The organism is Paenibacillus sp. YYML68 (genome assembly GCF_027923405.1).
In the GTDB taxonomy this organism is placed as follows: Bacteria; Bacillota; Bacilli; order Paenibacillales; family NBRC-103111; genus Paenibacillus_G.
Map to the genome: position 1 here is coordinate 347,331 of NZ_BQYI01000001.1, position 17,097 is coordinate 364,427.

The following is a 17,097-nucleotide window of genomic DNA, read 5'->3' on the forward strand; positions in this document are numbered from 1 at the left end:
CATGGGAGTCAGGAACATGGAACGCTACATTTTGTCGTTAGATCAAGGAACAACGAGCTCGAGAGCAATCGTATTCAACCGGGACAGCGAAATTATAGGCACTGCTCAGCAGGAATTCTTACAGCTGTATCCGCAGCCGGGCTGGGTGGAGCACGACGCTGAGGACATATGGGAGTCCGTGCTCGCGGTGATCTCAGCCTGCTTGTCCGATGCAGGGCTCAAGCCCGGTCAGATTGCGGCTATTGGCATTGCGAACCAGAGGGAGACGACGATTGTGTGGGACCGATTAACCGGCAAGCCGATCTATCATGCGATCGTCTGGCAGTCGAGGCAATCGGCTGCGATCTGTGAGAGGCTCGCCTCCAGGGGTCTTGGTCCGTACATTCAGGACAAAACAGGGCTACTGCTCGACCCGTACTTCTCCGCTACCAAGGTCGCGTGGATCTTGGAGGAGGTGGAGGGCGTCAGAGCACGAGCCGAACGGGGAGAACTGCTGTTCGGAACGGTCGACAGTTGGCTCATCTGGAGGCTGACAGGCGGGCGGGCGCATGTGACCGATTATTCGAATGCGTCGCGCACGATGATGTACAACATTCGTGAGCTGGACTGGGATCAGCAGATTCTTGAATGGCTGGACATCCCTCTGTCGATGCTGCCCGAGGTATTGCCCTCGTCGTACCAGTACGGCGTAACGGATGAGAGCTTATTTGGCGTCGAAATTCCGATTGCAGGGGCTGCGGGCGATCAGCAGGCTGCCTTGTTCGGTCAAGCCTGCTATGAGGAGGGTGCCGTTAAGACGACATATGGTACGGGCTGCTTCATGCTCATGAACACCGGAGGCGAGGCTGTCAGCTCAAGGCACGGTCTGCTGACGACGATTGCCTGGGGAATCGAGGGACGGGTGGACTATGCCCTCGAGGGCAGCGTATTCGTCGCAGGGTCGGCGATCCAGTGGCTGCGGGATGGGCTGCAGCTGCTCGAGAGCGCCGAAGAGAGCGAGCAGCTTGCTGCGAGCGTTGCTTCGACGGAAGGCGTGTACATCGTACCGGCGTTCGTCGGGCTTGGCACGCCGTATTGGGACAGTGAGGTCCGGGGGGCTGTGTTCGGACTGACGCGCGGCACGACGAAGGCGCATCTCGTCCGAGCTACACTCGAGTCGCTCGCTTACCAGACGAAGGATGTGCTCGAGGTTATGAGGGAGGATTCGGGCATCTCCCTGCAGTCTCTGCGAGTAGACGGCGGAGCGGTAAGGAATCCGTTCTTAATGCAGTTTCAGAGCGACATCGTGAATGTTCCTGTCGAGCGCCCGGTCATTCATGAGACAACAGCGCTCGGGGCTGCTTACTTGGCCGGTCTTGCGATAGGCTATTGGGCAGACCTGTCGGATATCTCCAATTTATGGAAGCGCGAGCATACCTTTACACCGCGTATGGAAGAGAACAGACGCTGTGCCTTGTACGAAGGATGGAAGAAGGCTGTCCGTACAGCACGAGCTTTTAAATAACGGATAGGAAGTGTGGAGGGTCAATCATGAACATAAGCAAAAAGCTGGTGAAGCTGGAGGGGCATGAGGACTATCTGGAGCTGGCGACCGATGCTGCGAAGTATCGCATCTATCTGATGAACGACTCGGTCATTCGTATTCGTTGCACCTTCGACGAGCAGTTCGCTCCAGAAGCATCGTACGCGCTGACCATGACGGCATGGGAAGATCACATGGACGAACTGGTCGAGGAGAGACGAAGAATAACGCCGCTGCGTGCCGAGTATGAGGATCAGGGAACACATGTGCTGATGCGAACCGGACAATTACAAATGACGATTCAGAGGGAGCCCTTCGCCATTACGATTGCGGATGCGCAAGGCCGGGTGCTTCACGAGGATCTGAAGGAGCGCTCCTACCTGAAGGACCCGCAGGGGCGCGTCTACCATTATTCATGCATGAGCGATGAGGACTATTACTATGGCTTCGGTGAGAAGAGTGGATACTTGAACAAGAAGAAGCGAAGAATGCGGATGCATAACGTCGACACGATCGGCTACGATTCCGAGCATACGGACCCTCTGTATAAGCATATTCCATTCTATATCAAGTTTAACGGTCAGGCGCAGATGGCTACGGGCTTGTTCTATCACAACACGCACGATTCGACCTTCGATGTCGGAGGCGAGCGCAGCGGATATTGGAATAAGTACAGCTACTTCTGTGCCGATGGCGGAGAGCTTGACTTCTTCTTCATGCATGGTCCAACCATTCAGGACGTCGTTCGCCATTATACGGATCTTACGGGCAAAACGATTTTGCCGACCCGATATTCGCTGGGCTATATGGGATCAACGATGTATTACACAGAGCTGGAGCGCGATTCGGATCAGGCGATCTTAAAGTTTCTGGATAAATGTGAGACTGAGGGCATTCCGTGTGACGGCTTCTTCATGTCGTCTGGCTACACGACGGGTCACGATGGCAAGCGGTATGTATTTAATTGGAATTACGATCGCTTCCCGGACCCGCAGCGTTTTATTGAAGAGATGCAGAGTAAGGGGGCTGCGCTTGCCCCGAATGTGAAGCCGGGCATGCTGCTCACCCATCCGTTATATAGGCAGTTCGACGAGGCAGGGGCCTATATACAGGATGAGAAGGGAGCACGGAGTGAGACAGACCGCTACTGGGGGGGGCAGGCGTCCTTCGTCGATTTCACGAATCCTAACGGCAGGGCGTTGTGGAAGAAGCATCTGATCGATTCGTTCATCAGCAAGGGTGTTACATCGATCTGGAACGATAACAATGAATATGAGATTCAGAACCCGCATGCGCTGTGCGACTTCGAGGGCCAGAAGAAGGAAGTGAGCGCGCTTAGACCGATACTGCCGAACTTGATGGCTCAGATGGCGAAGGAAGCGATTGTGGAGGCGGCACCTGGTACAAGGCCGTACATTGTGAACCGAGCGGGCTTCGCTGGCATTCAGCGCTATGCGCAGACATGGGCCGGAGATAACAGCACAAGCTGGCATAGCTTGAAGTTCAACATTCCCGTTATACTCGGACTGGGACTCTCAGGTGTGGCCAATCAGGGCTGCGATATCGGCGGCTTCTTCGGTCCGGCGCCAGAGCCGGAGTTGTTCGTCCGCTGGGTGCAGAACGGAATATTCCAGCCGAGATTCTCGATCCATTCCTGCAATACCGATAATACGGTGACAGAGCCGTGGATGTACCCTTCATATACACCGTATATTCGGGACGCTATTCAGCTTCGCTATATGCTCGTGCCGTATCTGTATGCCTTGCTCCACGAGGCGTCTGTGATCGGGTCGCCAGTGATGAGGCCGATGGTGTACGAGTTCGAGCACGATGCGGCTACCTGGGAGGAGAGCTTCGACTTCATGCTCGGCCGTTCGCTTCTGGTGGCGAACGTTCTGGAGAAGGGCGCGAGCACAAGAGCGGTTTATTTGCCCAAGGGTAGCGAATGGGTTCATTGGGAGACGAGAGAGCGCTATGCCGGAGGGCAGACGATTGAGCTATCGGTATCGATCGGAACGATTCCGATGCTCATCCGAAGCGGAGCGATCATTCCGCTTGCCCCGCAGCTTCGTAACATTCATAAGGATCGCATCGAAGAGCTGCACCTGCTGGTCGAGCCGTCGGAGAGCTCCAGCTTCGACCTATATGAGGATGATGGCGTATCGAACCGCTACAAGAGCGGGGAATATGTGCGAACGACGATATCCGTCGAGGCCGCTCGGGATACACGGATCTCCTTCTGCAGAGAAGGGTCCTATGAGAGCCCAGTGAAGATGATGCTCCTCGAGCTCATTGTGAAGGAGATAGCCCCTGTTCGGGTTGCGCTGCAAGGTCTTCCGCTGCCGATGTTCCTAGATGCAACGGAGTGGAGCGTGAGCGAGGAGGGCTGGTACTACGATATGGAGCGTAGAGCGGTCCGTATCAAGTACACCAACGTAAGCGCGGATTACGATGTAACGGTCAGCTTTGACGTGAAGGATTTGATTTCTATATAAATAACTTCGCTTTATTCGGAGGATTACGAGATGGGGAGCTTCTCAACGAAAGCAAGAGCTAGTGTCTTACAAAGTCTGCACCAACAAAGCTTCGATGTGCTGATCATTGGCGGCGGAATTACAGGTGCCGGGATTGCATTAGATGCGGTCACCCGGGGAATGAGCACCGTGCTGGTGGAGATGCAGGACTTCGCAGCAGGTACGTCCAGCCGATCGACGAAGCTCGTTCACGGCGGGCTGCGCTACTTGAAGCAGCTTGAGGTGAAGATGGTTGCGGAGGTCGGCAAGGAGCGTACAGTCGTGTATGAGAACGGTCCGCATGTAACGACGCCGGAGTGGATGCTATTGCCGTTGTACGAGAACGGAACATTCGGCCGTCTTAGTACCTCGCTGGGCTTACGGATGTATGACTTCCTAGCGGGTGTGAAGCGGAGCGAGCGCCGTTCGATGCTCAGCGTACAAGAGACGCTGCAGCGCGAGCCTCTGCTGAAGCGCGACGGTCTGAAGGGCAGCGGAGTGTACGTCGAGTATCGGACCGATGATGCGCGGCTTACGATTGAAGTCATGAAGGAAGCGGTCAAGCGAGGTGCGAAGGCGGTCAATTATGCCAAGGTCGAGCAGCTGTTGTATAAGGACGGCAACGTTATCGGTGTGAAGGTGAAGGATGTCATTCACGGAGGCTACTACGAGCTATTCGCACGTCGTATTGTCAATGCAGCTGGGCCGTGGGTCGATACGCTGCGTGAGCTTGACGGCTCGAAGGAGAAGAAGCACCTTCAACTGACGAAGGGGGTGCATCTTGTCATCGACCAGTCGCGCTTCCCGCTGAAGCAGGCGGTCTACTTTGATACGAAGGACGGTCGGATGATATTCGCGATTCCGCGGGACGGGAAGACGTATGTCGGCACGACCGATACAGTGTATGAGGGTGACATCGCCCATCCGAGAATGACGGCCGAGGACCGTGCATATATCATCGATGCGATCCTAGATATGTTCCCATCCTTGAATATTGGCCCGGATGATATTGAATCGAGCTGGGCCGGACTGAGGCCGCTCATCTTCGAGGAAGGCAAGAGCGCGTCCGAGATTTCTAGGAGGGATGAGATCTGGGAATCAAAATCCGGGCTCATCACGATTGCGGGGGGTAAGCTCACCGGCTACCGGAGGATGGCTGAGATGGTCGTGGACCGATTGACGGAGCTGTTCCAGCAGGCAGGCATGCAACCATTCAAGCCGTGCGTAACGAGGACGATGCCGATCTCGGGAGGGAACGTAGGCGGCCCGGATCGATTCTCGTCGTTCATCCATTCGAAGACAACGGAAGGCGTCAAGCTCGGCATGTCGCGCGAGCAGGCAGAGACGCTTGTTCGCCGCTACGGCTCGAATGTTGACCGACTATTCACGCTTGCTGCCGCTTACGGGAAGGATGCGGAGAGTTACGGTCTTCCAGTTGATGTGATGGCTATGCTGGTGTACGCAATGGAGGAGGAGCTGACAGTGAAGCCGATCGACTTCTTCAATCGCCGCACAGGCGCCATGCTCTTCGATATCGGCTGGGTACAAAGGTATCGTCCGTCCGTCCTCGTCTTCATGGCGCAATATTTAGATTGGAGCACGGAAGAAACGCAGCGATACGGCGAAGAGCTGGATCAGCAGCTGCATGAAGTGGTCGTGCCGGGCTGATACGGTTTACCGAGGGCAATTCAAGTGAACCCTGTCTTCGCTCTACTTTCAACAGGTACAGCCTGCATCTCGTCAGATGCAGGCTGTTTGCCATGCCCCTCTGTCCGCCTACTACATCGGGTGCCGCCTGTCCATAGTTACGATCTGACGGGTCATCCCCTCCTGCTGAATCAAGTCGCAGATCACGGCTGCAAGTAACTTATAGCGCTCATTGCAATAAAAAAGCGTTTACACATCTTCCAACCTCTAGCTATAATACATCAGTAGTTGAATAAGCCGTTTGCACCAATAAATGAAAAGGGGGCGGATCCAGATATGAAGTTACAGCATGTGTTTACTCCAGCGGTCAAGACGCTAGATGCGTTAAAGTATTGGCAGAAGTTTATTTTAATTGGCTTGATCTTGCTCTCTCCAATGCTCGGTATGATGATGAAGATCATCGGCACCTTGAATGAGCAAGTGGTCAGCGATATGAAACGGCTAGACGGAGCCGCCTACAACAGCTTGGTCAAAAATTTCATTCAGGACCTCCAGCAACATCGGGGATTGTCGGTAAGCTATCTGGGCGGTGATCCGAGTATGAAGGAGCAGTACGCAGCCAAGCAGCAAGAGCTGGCGGAGGACATCCGAGCCATTGATGAGCTCGACCAGCGCGTTGGCGCATCCTTGCAAGCCTCCGAGCAGTGGACGAAGCTGAAGGAGCAATGGCTGTCGCTTGAAGAGAGTATGGAGAAGCGAACCGTTGAGGAAGCGAAGTTTGTCCAAAACATCTATATAGAGAAGCTGCTTAGCTTCATGAACGATATCGCCGATAACTCTTCGTTAACTGCTGAGGAGTCTCTATTCACGATGTATCTGGTTCAGAGCACGACTCGAACGTTGCCTGAGCTGACCGAGCGACTCGGGCAAACAAGGGCGGACGGCGTTAGTGTGCTGGCTGATCAACATATTTCCTTGCAGGAGCGGATGCAGTTCAATGCGTTGGAGACGTATGTGAACAACCGTCTTCAGATTTTGCAGCGAGAGACTAGCCATATGTTCAAGGGAAAGCCTGAGCTGGAGGGTCAGCTGGGGGCTCTATATACGGATGCGGTGCAGGAGACGACGAAGCTCGTAGATATCGTAAAAAATAACTTCATCTATGTCGATGTACCGTCATTGAGCTCGGAGCAATATTTCGAGGCGGCTACCCAAACGATCAACGCCAGCTTCAAGCTGTACGACGCTGAAGCAGCGGTGCTTCAGACGATATTACAGGAGCGAATCGATGCTGCACGGACGAGCATGTACGTACGTAGTACTCTGCTTATCATCAGCGGGCTGCTGGGCATCTATGCCTTCATCGGCTTGTACATGTCGACGCAGCGAGTGGTCAACGTATTGAAGGAGCTGACGTCGAAGGTTGCAGACGGCGACCTGACGACGCGTGTCTCGCTCGGAACGAAGGATGAGATGCGCTCTGTGGCTGATGCCTTCAACGACATGGTGAGTAAGCTACGCGGGCTGATCGAGCAGGTCGGGCTGTCCTCGGAGCAGGTGTCTGCCTCCTCGCAGCAGCTTCATGCCAGTGCGGAGCAGTCGAGTCAAGCGACCGAGCAGGTGGCGGCGGTTGTGCAGGACGTCGCAACGGGAGCAGACCATCAGCTTACCCGCGTCAGTGAGAGCGTGAGGACGCTGGAGGAGCTGTCAACAGGCATAGGGCGTATGGCGGAGAGCGCTTCCTCCATGTCGGACAGCTCCAGATATACGATGGAGAAGGCTGAGGAAGGGGGCCGCTCCGTGCAGGTTACGCTGCAGCAGATGAGCTCCATTGAGCAATCGGTGGAGGCGACCGATGCGGTCATTCGGCTGTTCGATCAGAAGTCGCAGCAAATCCAGCAAATTCTCTCGGTTATTACGGATATTGCCAGACAGACAAATTTGCTCGCTCTGAATGCTGCCATCGAGGCGGCACGGGCAGGTGAGCAAGGACGCGGCTTCGCCGTTGTGGCGGGAGAAGTAAGGAAGCTCGCTGAGCAATCGTCAGCCTCCTCCTCGCAGATCGCCGCGTTAGTTCATGATATTCAGAGCGACATGAAGCGGTCGGTTGCGGCGATGGTCCATGTGAAGGGTGAGGTGCAGGAGGGCTTGAAGGTGACGCAGGCGACGAGCAGCATCTTCAAGGAGATCGTAGCCGCGACGACGTCGATGGCGGGCCGGATCGAGGATCTTGCCGCTACGGCGGAGGAGATGGCAGCGGGCTCGGAGCAGGTGAACAGCTCGGCTGCTATTATAGCTGAGATAGCGGGACAAGCGACCGTCAGCTCACAGGAGGCTGCGTCGCTGACGGAGGAGCAGCTGGCCTCGATGGAGGAGATTGCGGCATCGGCTGCGCACTTGTCCAGCATGGCCGAGGAGCTGCAGACAGCTGTGTCGCGATTTAAGCTGTAGCTTGGCGATCATCGGACAGCGGTACGGCATGCGCATGAGAATTTTTACCGTGGTAGGTGTATAATAGGGCTGTTGGGCAGCACGAGCAGATGGACGCTTATGCTTCCAGTTGCAGCTGCCTATGAAGCTGCGGTTAACCATTCTTATACGAATCGAGGAGCTGCGATGACACAACATTCATCTACCCACGAAGCGGGCTGGCGCTTCGACAATAGCTACATCCGACTGTCGGACCTGTTCTACGCGAGACAGGAGCCGACACCTGTACGCTCGCCGAAGCTCGTCCTGCTGAATGAGCCGCTCGCCGCTTCGCTCGGACTGAACCCCGAGGTACTGCGCAGTCCGGTGAGCACGGAGGTGCTTGCCGGCAATCGGCTGCCGCAAGGGGCAGAGCCGCTGGCGCAATCGTATGCAGGGCACCAGTTCGGGTACTTCACGATGCTGGGGGATGGCCGTGCGATCTTGCTCGGCGAGCAGCTGACGCCGACGGGGGAGAGGGTCGACATACAGCTGAAGGGACCGGGACGAACGCCGTACTCGCGTACGGGCGATGGCCGGGCTGCGCTCGGTCCGATGCTGCGGGAGTATATCATCAGCGAGGCGATGCATGCGCTCGGCATTCCGACGACGCGAAGTCTAGCTGTCACGACGACCGGGCAGCCTGTGCATCGCGAGACGGAGCTGCCGGGGGCGGTGCTGACGCGTGTTGCGGCCAGTCATATTCGGGTCGGTACCTTCCAATTCGCGGCCAAATGGGGCTCGGTCGAGGAGCTGAGGGCTCTGGCGGACTATACGGTGGAACGACATGATCCGGAGGCTGCAACGGCGGACAATCGTTACTTGGCGCTGCTGCACGGAGTCGTCGAGAGACAAGCGTCGCTGCTCGCGAAGTGGCAGCTTGTCGGCTTCGTGCATGGGGTTATGAATACGGACAATATGACGCTGAGCGGCGAGACGATCGACTACGGTCCGTGTGCCTTCATGGATACGTACGATCCGATGACGGTGTTCAGCTCGATTGACAGACAGGGTCGCTATGCGTACGGCAATCAGCCGGCCATTGCCGCATGGAATCTCGCGAGACTAGCCGAGTCACTGCTGCCGCTGCTGCACGAGGATCAAGAGCAGGCAGTGCAGGCGGCCGAGAGGGCGATTGCCCAGTTCGCAGGGCTATATCAGCGCAACTGGCTGTCCGGGATGCGGGCGAAGCTCGGTCTGTTCAACGAGGAGGCGGACGATCAGGCGCTCGTCGACGAGCTGCTCGCTCTCATGCAGAAGACGCGCGCCGACTACACGAACACGTTCCGTGCGCTGACGCTCGGTACGCTTGAGGAGACTTCGCTGTCCGGTACAGCGGAGCTCACACCTTGGCTGGAGCGCTGGCGGGCACGGCTCGGCAGACAGGTGGAGAATGCGGCTGCGTCGCAGAAGCTGATGCAGGCGAGCAATCCTGCAGTCATTCCGCGCAATCATCGGGTCGAGGCGGCGCTCGAGGCGGCAGAGCAGCATGGCGATTACAGCGTGCTGGAGCGGCTGCTCGCTGCCTTGAGACAGCCGTATGCCTATGTCCCCGAGCAGGCCGAGTATGCGGAGCAGCCGGAACGATCGGAGCGTCCGTACCGTACGTATTGCGGGACTTGATGGAAGAGGGAGCCGGTCCTATGACAGTTCAGCTCAATGAAGCAGTACAGCTGCTCGCCCGTACGCCGCAGGCGCTGGAGCAGCTGCTGGTCGGCTTGTCGGACGAGTGGCTGACATGTAATGAAGGCGAAGGTACGTGGAATGCGACTGAGGTTGTGGAGCATCTGCTGGTGGCCGAGAGGACGAATTGGATTCCGCGGCTCGAGTGGCTGATGAAGGAAGGGGAGGGGCGGGCCTTCCCTCCGTTCGATCGATTCGCCCATCTGCAGCAGAGACGGGACGATTCGATGGAGTGCAAGCTTCGTGAATTCCGGCAGCTGCGCGAGGCGAGCCTTGCAAGGCTGCATACGATCATCAATTTCGAGAGCGACCTGGATCGGACCGGACGGCACCCTCAGCTTGGCATCGTGAAGGCGAGCGAGCTGCTGGCCACCTGGGTAGTTCATGATCTGACGCATACGTCACAGATTACCAGAGTGCTGGCTAACCGATACCGGTCAGAGGTAGGACCATGGGTGCAATACTTAAGTATCCTTCGATAACAGCAGGAGATGACCTTAGACTTAGTCCGAGGTCATCTTTTTTGGATCCAACATTGTACAAATCCAATAACTTTTTGTTTACATCAATTCATAAAACAGATTAAAATACCGATATATAATGTCGAATAGAAGGGCGAACTGTCGACAATCTTTGTTGATCACAGTAAGGGGGTAAAATAAAACACAGCTGCCGTCGTGAAAGTGCTTACATTACAAGTTTCGGGTTTTACTGATAATGTAAGGTGAGCGAAAAGAAGACATGAATGTTAGCGATACATATTACATCGTGAGGAAGTGGACAAATGACCAAGACACGGAATTATTTCAGCAAAAACCTGTTATTTTCTATGCTGAACCTGCTGCTAATCGGAGTCGTACTTATATCTGTCAGCGCTTATTTCCAGAACAATATTTTGTCCGACACGATCCGGGAGCAGACACATGGAATGACGTCCGTATGGGCGAAGGACGTTTCAATTAAGGATGTGGAGGCGGCCTTAAGCGATAAGCGCTGGGATGCGCCAGGGCAGCAGCAGCTGTCCAAGAAGTTCGATAACTTCTCAGCTTACAATGCCAACGTTGCACAAGCTTACATATTCGGTGTGGAGCTGCAGGATGGCAACAAGACGTCCGCGATCGCGTTTCCGAATCATGTCGTGACAGCGCTGAAGGAAGCGGGGCTGAACGTCGGCGACATGTATGAGCAGCCGGAGGGCGTTGTTACAGCGATCAAGAGCATGCTCGAGACGAAATCAGAGACGTTCACCTCCTTCTATAAGGACGATTTCGGCACTTGGCTAAGCGTGCTGTATCCGATTATGAATAATGAGGGCAAGGTCGTGGCTTACTTCGCCGTTGACATCAATGCACAGGCGATTCCAGAGGCCAAGGAGGACTTCATTAAGAGCTCCATGATCTTGCTGCTAGCCGCGCTTATTGTTTGTGGTGGCGCCCAGTATTTCGTAGCGAGGAGAACGCTGCTGCCGCTGAACGAGCTTGTTCGGGGCATTGAGCAGGTGTCCGTCGGTAAGTTCAACTTCGTCTTGTCCGAGAAGGGCAGCTTCGGTGAGCTGAATGGCAAGTTCAATGCGATGGTGTCCAATATCCGCGACATCTTGTCCAGTATCAAGCAGACAGCGAGCAGTGTATCGGAGGCCTCGAACCAGTTGTATGCCATTACGGAGGAGAATCGCCGTAGCGTTGAGTTCATTACGACCGAGGTTAAAGAAATGAATTCGCATGTCGATCAGCAGAAGACGTCGACCGAGGAATGTGGACGCTCGATGGAGGACATCTCCAACTCGCTGCACGTGATCGCCCAGACTGCGGGTCAAGTGGCGAATGCCTCTCGTGAGATGAGAAGCTTATCCCAGGAAGGTGACACAGCGGTTCAGACGATCTCCGATCAGATGGCTCGGATTAATGCCAACTCCTTGTCTACGACGGAAACGATGAAGCTGCTGGAAACGAAGTCGATGGAAATTGGTTCGATCGTCAAGCTGATCAAGGACATCTCGACGCAGACGAACCTGCTCGCACTCAATGCAAGCATTGAGGCGGCGCGTGCAGGCGAGCATGGCAAAGGCTTCGCCGTTGTCGCAGCGGAGGTCCGCAAGCTGGCGGAGCAGTCGAACAACTCGACCTTCCAGATCGAGTCGCTGATCGCAGAGATTCAATCTGAGACGAATCAGGCGGTCGCCTACGTTGCACAAGGGACGAGCGAGACGGAGAAGGGTCTGAGCTTCGCGCAGGAAACGGGAGCCGCGTTCAAGGAGATTCTGGACGCAACCCAGCAGGTGGCCAGCCAAGTATTCGATATCTCGTCTTCAACCGAGCAGATGTCGGCAGGCACCGAGGAAGTATCGGCGATGATTACGGAGCTGGCAGGCGTCTCACGCAAGACGGCGGCGAGCACGCACAAGATCATGGAGACGGTTATTGCACAGGAATCGTCCTTGCAGAACATCTCGAGCTTCGCCAGCAAGCTGTCCAGCGTAGCTGAAGAATTGAACGGCATGATCGGCAAGTTCGATACCGAAGTCAAAAAATAATAGAACATTCAGGTGGAGAATATGGGAATAGCGCTAATGCTAACCGTATTCTCCACTCTGCTTCCTACATACAGAATATTCAAGGAGAGAGCATATGCCGAATACGATGAAGAAGCATCCGTCTATATATAGTCGAATTAACAGCACCGAAGAACGCTATCCATCCGACGAAACGATTTCCTCGTTATTCCGCAAAGTCGTTGCTGCTCATGCGTCTGCAACGGCCATTGTATATGGGGAGCGTACGATCTCGTACGACGAGCTGCTGCTGCGAAGCTCACAGGTCGCCGAGCTGCTGGCTCGCGAGGGATGCGGCAAGGGCGACTATATCGGCATATACATGGAGCGCAGTCCTGAGACCGTTATCGCGATTCTCGGCGTGCTGCGGCTTGGCGCTGTCTATGTGCCGATCGACCCGGAGCATCCTATTGAACGCAATCGTTACATTGTGGGAGATGCGCATTGTAAGCAGCTTCTGACGAAGGACGTGTATATGGCGCAGGCCAAGAGCCTGTCTGCAACAATCGGGGTTGAGGAGCCGCTGACGATGGAGCGCTGCTTCGAGGGCAACGGTCAGTTCGCGGACCCGGAGCTCACACCCGATGATCTGGCCTATGTGATCTACACATCCGGTTCGACAGGCAAGCCGAAGGGGACGCTGATCCGTCATAGAGGCGTCGTCAATTTGTGGAACACGTTCACGCAGGACCTCGGCGTGACGCATCAGGATGTCGTCACCCAGTTCTCGACGTTCAGCTTCGACGCTTCCATTATTGATACGTTCATCGGCCTCTTGAACGGCGCGAAGCTGGTCATTCTGACGAAGGAGGAGCAGTTGACGCCGGAGCTGTTTCTGGCCTTGCTGGAGCGGCAGCAGGTTACGCACATCGGCTGTCTGCCGACGTCCGTATTCAACCGTCTCTCCGAGGTTACAACGGCTGATTCCAAGAGCAAGTGGAGAACGGTGAAGCACATTCTGGTCGGCGGAGAGGCGCTGCTGTCGGATCACGTTCGGAAGTTCCAGGGGAAGTTCGGCACGGCGACGACGATTATTAATGCCTACGGCCCAACCGAATGTACCGTTATTACGACCTGCTACAAGGTGAAGCAGTACTGGAGCAGTCAGGCGGTAACGGTGCCGATCGGCAAGCCTATTGGTAATTACAAGATCTATGTTGTGAAGCCGGACGGGACGCTGGCCAATGTCGGGGAGGAAGGCGAGCTGTATATCGAGACGTTTGCTCTCGCGAAGGGCTATCTCAACCTGCCTGACAAAACGAACGAGGTGTTCATCGCGAATCCGTTCAGTGACGACCCTCAATCGATGGTGTACACCTCCGGCGACATCGTGAAGCTGCTGCCCGACGGTAATGTAGAGTTCCAGTACCGCAAGGACGGACAGCTGAAGCTGCGGGGATTCCGCATAGAGATCGGTGAGATCGAGAATGCACTGTCGAAGCACCCATCTGTCCTTGATGCGGCCGTCATTGCAGTTAAGGATGGCAACGTCGTGAAGCATCTGTCCTGTTTTTATTCCGAGAAGGAGCGTGTGACCAGCTCAGAGCTAAGGGAGCATCTGAAGGCATACGTGCCGCATTATATGATTCCGAGCTACTTCTACCGACTGACCGAAATACCGCTGTCCCCGACCGGGAAGGTCGATCGTAACAAGCTGCTGACGATGGATAATATTGAGCAGGCAGAGCAGGATGCGCCTTATGAGGAGCCGGCTGGAGAGCTGGAGCAGACGATCGCGGCCGTATGGGCGGATGTGCTAGGTCTTGCCAGGGTCAGCCGCAATGTTAGCTTCTTCGACATCGGAGGCTATTCACACGCGGTCATGCGCGTATTAGCTCGACTTAAGCTGGATTATTCGAGCCTGCGGCTCAATGACCTGTACGCGTACAAGACGATCGGGGAGCTTGCTGCTCATATGAGCACGATGACCGACCATACTCAGGTGGAGGAGCTGTCGATCGTCGAATATAAGGATCTGCTTGAGCGGCCGGCGCTGCCGCGCGTCCAGGTGAACCATAGAGACGGACTCGGCTCCGATATATTGCTGACAGGAGCTACCGGCTATCTGGGCTCACATATTCTCCACGATCTCTTGACGACAACCGATGCGAATATTCACGTTCTCGTACGGCCGAACCTCGGTCAGAATGCAATCTCTCGTATCTGGAAAACAATGGACGTCTACTTCGGTCAGCAGCTATTCGCGAAATATACGAGCCGAATATTCGTGTACGAGGGCGATCTGGTTAGTGCTAGTCTCGGGCTGTCTGGTGAACAGTTAGCGCAGCTGAAGAGTAAGATTACGTCCATCATTCATGCTGGAGCCGATGTGCGTCATTTCGGCCGTGCCGATGAATTCCAAGCAACGAACGTCGTAGGGACGGACAACCTGCTTAACCTGGTGAAGCAGCGTCCGGAGATTGCGTTCCACTTCATCTCGACGCTAGGTATTCCGGAAGATATGGCTGCATCCGGTATATGGGAGTCGGTCTCGGAGAGCGCGGATGCGTTCTACCAGGTGAAGCTGGACAATGTGTACACGAACAGCAAGCTGCTCGCTGAGAAGCTCGTAGCCGAGGCGATTACAGCCGGCTTGCCGTGCTCGATTTATCGGGCGGGCAACCTGTCGTGTCATAGCGTTACCGGACATTTCCAGAACAACATTAACGAGAACTACTTCTACCGCATGGTGAAGTCGTTCCTGCTGCTGGGCAAGGCGCCGATGGTAGACACGTACGTCGACATTACGCCGATCGATTGCGCCAGCAGTCTGATGGTGTCGTTGATGAAGCAGCCTGTACTTGGCGGCACGTATCACATCTGCAACCCGAGTCCAAGCATGTACGGGGCGTTCATACAGGCATTGACCGCACGAGGGTATGAGATTGAGCTGATGCCGCAGCAAGAGTTCGAGCGCTGGGTGTTGAAGGAGGGTGGTGCTGTCAGTCAGGAGGGCGTGGAGCTGGCCATGGCACTGCTCGATGGAGATGGCGTGCGCACCTCTCCTTACCGTTACTCGAGCGCGCAATCGTATCTGCAGGCGCAAGAGGATGTGAAGCGGATGCCTGAGCTCCATGAGCTGGTGGGCAAGCTCGTCCAGCATGCGGTCGATCGCGGGTACTTCCCGCCAGCGACTCGTCACAGTGCTTAGCAAATATGCACAGCCTCTGTAGGCTAATTGCCTTGTGTCATCGTGTAGTATAAGTTGAAGAAGGTCAGCACGGATGTGCTGGCCTATTTGCTGTTTATTCGTATTGCACTATAGGGCGAGGAAAATAGTTACAGTATATCAGTAGCGTTGCATAAATCATGACATCTAAAATGGTGGAATATTCAGAAATTAGTTTTCAAATTCCAAGGGCCAAAAACTTACGGGGTACCCCTGAAACAGGCAGTTGCTGTCCATTTGTAATATTCATCCTTTTCAAGTTGATGATTGGTTTTTTTTCGACTTAGGCGACTTACTGGTCTTTCTGTTTCTTCTGTCGCCCTCTCGAAGTTCGACTTGGTTTTCGCTCTACTGCTGCGACCATCCTCAGCCACGGTTGCCACATGAGTTCTTTCAAAGCCTCAATGAGTTCCGTTAACGTTCGACTCGTTCCCAGTTCTAGCTTCATAAGCAGCAGCAAGCAGTATGCAATTAAACAGATCCAAATCTGATTCATCACTGCGTTCTCGCTGTCACCGTAAAAACAGGTTAGCTTCAGGTTCTGCTTGACCCACCGGAAGAACATCTCGATCTGCCAGCGGCTACGATACAGGTCACCAAGCTCTTCTGCCGTCAGGTCGAACCGATTCGTAATGATACGGACCTCATTACCGCGACCGTCTGTGGTGACGATCATACGAAGGGGGTGCTGCATGCGCTTGTGAGCTTTGCCTAGCACGACTTTGACATCGCGGATGATGTCTGAATCTGTGTTCACCGAAAGTTCTTCCACTTCTTCGACAACAGCATTGTCCTTTAATCGTGATACGAATCGAATGCCACGCTCGCAGTAACTGTCGTATTTGCCGTAGTCCAGATACCCGCGGTCCATCAGATACGTGACGTCCGACTCATCGATCAGGACGTCCATTTGGCTGCGGTCTGCGGGCCTTGCAGGCGTAACCACTGCCTTATCCGGATAAACATGGTCGGGGTCAGCAAATGCCACTCGCAGGTGCAGTTTCACGCCTGCTTTCGTTTTTCGGAAAGTCGCCCATTTATACCGCTGTAGGCAAACGCTGATCGTAGAAGAGTCTATAATCTTGACCGTTCCGATGCGCCCTGATATCGGCCTAGCATCTCGATGCAACTGTGTAATGAGATTACAAAGGATGGCTTGAAGTACTTCTGGGTCCAGTTGATTATTTTTACGGGACAACTGGGATGCACTGATCGAAGCAATGCCGAGTTGCTTTTGAAATTCCTCGTCGTGCTCCAGCTTTCGCATGATGGAACGAAGACCCTTTCGCTTCTCTAACTGTGCTTCGATGAAGATGTACAGAAAGACTAAGGTGTCGAGCTTTTTCACATAACGGTCGAGCGTAGTCGTGCTTTGCCAATTCGGGATGATGTTTGGATTTATTGGTGCAACCCATTTACCAAATGCAGAAAATAGTGTATCCTTGTCCATGCGTATCTCCTAAGTTAGGGATTTGGACAGGGCTACCTGTTACCCTAATTTTAGGAGTTTTTTGTTACAGAGTACGACCTATTTATTACAATA

The 17,097-nt window shown here is 54.6% G+C and carries 9 protein-coding genes; 8 read left to right on the plus strand and 1 reads right to left on the minus strand.

The annotated features are described in order from the left end of the window. Window positions 1-16 precede the first annotated feature (16 nt). The 8 genes from glpK to PAE68_RS01655 all read left to right on the plus strand — a co-directional run bounded on the left by glpK (window position 17) and on the right by PAE68_RS01655 (window position 15,536). Window positions 17-1,504 carry a glycerol kinase GlpK gene (gene glpK, locus PAE68_RS01620; RefSeq protein WP_281883425.1) on the plus strand — a complete coding sequence of 496 codons (1,488 nt, stop codon included), beginning with the start codon at window positions 17-19 and terminating at the stop codon, window positions 1,502-1,504. Window positions 1,505-1,530: 26 nt separating this feature from the next. Continuing rightward, window positions 1,531-4,017 (plus strand): glycoside hydrolase family 31 protein, encoded by a 2,487-nt coding sequence (locus PAE68_RS01625; RefSeq protein WP_281883427.1) that lies wholly within the window; start codon window positions 1,531-1,533, stop codon window positions 4,015-4,017. 30 nt (window positions 4,018-4,047) lie between these two features. Then, entirely contained in the window at window positions 4,048-5,703 is a 1,656-nt protein-coding gene (locus tag PAE68_RS01630; RefSeq protein WP_281883429.1) for a glycerol-3-phosphate dehydrogenase/oxidase, read from the plus strand. Between the two features lie 315 nt (window positions 5,704-6,018). Then, window positions 6,019-8,133 (plus strand): methyl-accepting chemotaxis protein, encoded by a 2,115-nt coding sequence (locus tag PAE68_RS01635; protein ID WP_281883431.1) that lies wholly within the window; start codon window positions 6,019-6,021, stop codon window positions 8,131-8,133. 165 nt (window positions 8,134-8,298) lie between these two features. Continuing rightward, window positions 8,299-9,774 carry a protein adenylyltransferase SelO gene (locus PAE68_RS01640; protein ID WP_281883433.1) on the plus strand — a complete coding sequence of 492 codons (1,476 nt, stop codon included), beginning with the start codon at window positions 8,299-8,301 and terminating at the stop codon, window positions 9,772-9,774. Window positions 9,775-9,794: 20 nt separating this feature from the next. After that, complete coding sequence (locus tag PAE68_RS01645) at window positions 9,795-10,316, plus strand: DinB family protein (protein ID WP_281883435.1); 522 nt, start codon at window positions 9,795-9,797, stop codon at window positions 10,314-10,316. Window positions 10,317-10,618: 302 nt separating this feature from the next. Beyond that, window positions 10,619-12,367, plus strand: coding sequence for a methyl-accepting chemotaxis protein (locus PAE68_RS01650; RefSeq protein WP_281883437.1), 1,749 nt, complete (start codon window positions 10,619-10,621; stop codon window positions 12,365-12,367). A 94-nt stretch (window positions 12,368-12,461) separates the two neighbouring features. After that, window positions 12,462-15,536: a non-ribosomal peptide synthetase family protein gene (locus PAE68_RS01655; RefSeq protein ID WP_281883439.1), complete on the plus strand. Its 3,075-nt coding sequence runs from the start codon at window positions 12,462-12,464 to the stop codon at window positions 15,534-15,536. Window positions 15,537-15,846: 310 nt separating this feature from the next. Here PAE68_RS01655 and PAE68_RS01660 read toward each other — a convergent pair whose 3' ends face one another. Further along, window positions 15,847-17,004, minus strand: a complete 1,158-nt coding sequence (locus PAE68_RS01660; protein ID WP_281882888.1) for an IS4 family transposase — start codon at window positions 17,002-17,004, stop codon at window positions 15,847-15,849. Window positions 17,005-17,097 lie beyond the last annotated feature (93 nt).

Bases quoted from the DNA above. Each gene is read 5' to 3' on its own strand.
- PAE68_RS01645 (WP_281883435.1), top strand. From the start codon at position 9,795: ATGACAGTTCAGCTCAATGAAGCAGTACAGCTGCTCGCCCGTACGCCG.
- PAE68_RS01630 (WP_281883429.1), top strand. From the start codon at position 4,048: ATGGGGAGCTTCTCAACGAAAGCAAGAGCTAGTGTCTTACAAAGTCTG.
- PAE68_RS01650 (WP_281883437.1), top strand. From the start codon at position 10,619: ATGACCAAGACACGGAATTATTTCAGCAAAAACCTGTTATTTTCTATG.
- PAE68_RS01625 (WP_281883427.1), top strand. From the start codon at position 1,531: ATGAACATAAGCAAAAAGCTGGTGAAGCTGGAGGGGCATGAGGACTAT.
- PAE68_RS01640 (WP_281883433.1), top strand. From the start codon at position 8,299: ATGACACAACATTCATCTACCCACGAAGCGGGCTGGCGCTTCGACAAT.
- PAE68_RS01660 (WP_281882888.1), bottom strand. From the start codon at position 17,004: ATGGACAAGGATACACTATTTTCTGCATTTGGTAAATGGGTTGCACCA.
- PAE68_RS01655 (WP_281883439.1), top strand. From the start codon at position 12,462: ATGCCGAATACGATGAAGAAGCATCCGTCTATATATAGTCGAATTAAC.
- glpK (WP_281883425.1), top strand. From the start codon at position 17: ATGGAACGCTACATTTTGTCGTTAGATCAAGGAACAACGAGCTCGAGA.
- PAE68_RS01635 (WP_281883431.1), top strand. From the start codon at position 6,019: ATGAAGTTACAGCATGTGTTTACTCCAGCGGTCAAGACGCTAGATGCG.